This window comes from Bacteroides sp. An279 (assembly GCF_002159615.1).
In the GTDB taxonomy this organism is placed as follows: domain Bacteria; phylum Bacteroidota; class Bacteroidia; order Bacteroidales; family Bacteroidaceae; genus Phocaeicola; species Phocaeicola intestinalis.
Map to the genome: position 1 here is coordinate 1 of NZ_NFJA01000181.1, position 2,183 is coordinate 2,183.

3 protein-coding genes are annotated in these 2,183 nt (G+C 44.9%); all 3 read right to left on the reverse strand.

What is annotated here, in order from left to right:
• Nucleotides 1–132 precede the first annotated feature (132 nt).
• From B5F78_RS16400 to B5F78_RS16410, 3 genes are read right to left on the reverse strand one after another with little or no spacing between them, the layout of a single operon-like run.
• Nucleotides 133–948, reverse strand: a complete 816-nt coding sequence (locus B5F78_RS16400) for a Rossmann-like and DUF2520 domain-containing protein (protein WP_239473508.1) — start codon at nt 946–948, stop codon at nt 133–135.
• Nucleotides 949–963: 15 nt separating this feature from the next.
• Entirely contained in the window at nt 964–1,296 is a 333-nt protein-coding gene (locus B5F78_RS16405; RefSeq protein ID WP_022040863.1) for a hypothetical protein, read from the reverse strand.
• Nucleotides 1,293–1,829, reverse strand: coding sequence for a nitroreductase family protein (locus B5F78_RS16410; protein ID WP_087398292.1), 537 nt, complete (start codon nt 1,827–1,829; stop codon nt 1,293–1,295). The genes B5F78_RS16405 and B5F78_RS16410 overlap by 4 nt, the downstream gene beginning before the upstream one ends.
• Nucleotides 1,830–2,183: the final 354 nt, after the last annotated feature.

Here is a 2,183-nt window from a genome sequence, read left to right on the forward strand (position 1 = left end):
GCTCCTGTTCTTCGTCAGATAGCCCGCTATCTTCCTCATCACAGAAGCGAAAATGCCTCAAAAACTCATCCCAAATCATCGCACGATAAATTCAAAACAGCTTCTTATGCAAAAACTAAAAAGTTCATAAACTCAAGGACTTAAAAACTTATGAATGTTCTTGCTTATCAACTCGTATAGCTCGGCAAGTTCAGGTTCATCGGCAAGCATGCTCAGATGACGGTTGATTACATTTTCGTCATACCGCCTTGCCGGTCCGGTCTGTGCCTCCAGGGGAGAAAGCTCGTGTACTTTGCGTGCCGTTTCGTCTATCAAAGGCAACATCGCCCCGAAAGGCAATCCGTGTAATGCCAACAAATGCTCTGCCACAGCATACATGTGATTGGCAAAATTGCAAGCAAACACTGCAGCAACATGTAAATAGCGGCGTTGCTCGGACGTAGCCTCGTATGCCTTTCCTCCCAACTGCCCTGCCAATATTTTCAAGGTTTCCATTTCTTCCTTTCCCGACCCTTCGACAAAAAAAGGCACCGTTGAGAAGTCTACCCCCCTACCCTTGCTGAATGTCTGCATCGGATAAAGCACTCCATAATGCCGCGCCAGCCCTTTCCATACATTCATCGGCATACTTCCAGCCGTATGTACAAAAAAAGCATCCGAATGACGACTTACCAAAGGAGGTATCACTTTTTCCAAAGCCGAGTCCTTGACAGATACAATATACATGTCAGCTTCCGGATTCACCATGTCAAGCCTTGTCGTATAGGGACAGTGCAACTTACCGGCCAATGCCGAAGCCGAGGCTTCGGTACGGCTGAACACTTGTACAACCTCATAACCGGCATCGCACAATGCCGGTCCCAGATGGGTAGCCACATTTCCGGCACCCACCAATACGACCTTTTTCAAGGACACAGGCTGTCCGTCTATCAATTCTTTATTCATCATTTTCTCATTCTTCATTTATCGGGATGAAAGCCAATACAACAAGATACCTATCAGGAGCAATGCTACAGGAAGCAGATAGCCCGACATCTGTCCTAACAAAGAAACTACCAGTCCGATGTTCTGTATCAACCAGATACCTGCCAGGACAATTCCTACCGACTTGTCCGCCTTAAACCATAAAAAGATAACCGCCGCATAGAGCAACATCGTATCTTTCTGCATCACCCAAGGCAAACCATGGGCAGCGAAACCAATCAGACGGTCGAGCAAATAAAGAAGTCCCATTATTCCCAAGAACACTGCCGTAGCACGATACGTGTCTTTATGATTCGAAGCCTTTGCAGTCATCGTTCACCATATTTATTAAGGTGTATCTTTTCCCATTGCAGCTTGTCTTCATCGAAAGGTTTCCGCTCCATGCCTTTATGCCCAACCGCAATAATGGAAATTACCTGAAGCTGCAAAGGGATATCCAACACCCCGTGCACAAACTCATCGGCCGACATACCTGTAGCTGTATATCTTTCGCGTACCTGAATCCAGCAACTGCCCAGCCCCAGGTCTTCTGCCTGAAGCTGAATCATGATGGAAGCTACCGATGCATCTTCTATCCACACATCGCTTGCCAACGGGTCGCCAAGCACCACGATGCCCACTGCGGCATCCTTCAGGAACGAAGCCCCCGCTTCTTTGCACTTCGACAGCAATTCCAGCGTAGACTTGTCGTCCACGACCACAAATTGCCAACTGTTGCTCCGTTTCGATGTGGGTGACATCAATGCTGCTTTCAGCAATGATACCACTTCATCCTGAGTCAATTCTTCGCCGGTAAATTTACGCATGCTGCGCCGTCTCTTGATTAATTCACTGAAGTTTTCCATAAAGCTTGATTTTAGCGATGACAAAGATACAGGTAAAAACCGGAATGCTCAAATAAAATGCCGCCTAACTTATAGCTATTTGCCAATCTGACCACATAAAGAATGCAGTATATATTTATTTTTCAGGAGGAACGTATTGACTGTCGTTGAATATCCATTTATTCTTTTTAAGTAAGTGTGCAAAATTAAATGATATTACCAGAAACACAGATTTTCACGGATTAGCGCAGATTATTGTAATTTACGATTTGACAATTTACTATCTACTATTTGAGCTTTAAATCGTACTTCGTAAATCGAAAAATAGTAAATTAAAAGAATCCGCGAAAATCTGCGTTAATCTGCGTTTCTGAG

Excerpts from the sequence above, each read along its gene's own strand:
- B5F78_RS16400 (WP_239473508.1), bottom strand. The coding sequence starts at position 948 with ATGATGAATAAAGAATTGATAGACGGACAGCCTGTGTCCTTGAAAAAG.
- B5F78_RS16405 (WP_022040863.1), bottom strand. The coding sequence starts at position 1,296 with ATGACTGCAAAGGCTTCGAATCATAAAGACACGTATCGTGCTACGGCA.
- B5F78_RS16410 (WP_087398292.1), bottom strand. The coding sequence starts at position 1,829 with ATGGAAAACTTCAGTGAATTAATCAAGAGACGGCGCAGCATGCGTAAA.